This is a genomic window from Psychrobacter sp. DAB_AL32B (assembly GCF_002224105.1).
Taxonomy (GTDB): Bacteria; Pseudomonadota; Gammaproteobacteria; order Pseudomonadales; family Moraxellaceae; genus Psychrobacter.
Genome location: NZ_NEXU01000191.1, coordinates 1 through 279, shown reverse-complemented (window position 1 = coordinate 279; position 279 = coordinate 1). Strand labels below are relative to the sequence as shown.

At 36.2% G+C, this 279-nt stretch carries 1 pseudogene; it reads right to left on the bottom strand.

Annotated features, from left to right (window positions below):
• Nucleotides 1-37: 37 nt before the first annotated feature.
• Nucleotides 38-115, bottom strand: a pseudogene (locus CAN34_RS14150) (IS5/IS1182 family transposase); the annotation flags it as partial.
• Nucleotides 116-279: the final 164 nt, after the last annotated feature.

Sequence of the window (279 nt, the reverse complement as noted above, 5' to 3'; positions counted from 1 at the left end):
GATAAATGATGCCGTGCACTGTTTGTCTTAGATTTCATTTTGCAAAAATATTCAGTTCTAGTAATATAGGTCTTAGTCTAGTCCAGTTTTCATCTTTGAGCATGGTACGAGGCATAGCGAACGTGATCTTTTGGTGTGAGAACTTAAAGATTAGACGTTCGCTATTTTTTTTGCCAACACTTTATCGCCAATGTTCAACACGCCCTATTGAGACCCATAAAAAAGGCCACCAATTGATGACCTTGATTATTAATACATAAGCTGTGATTTTCACTAAAT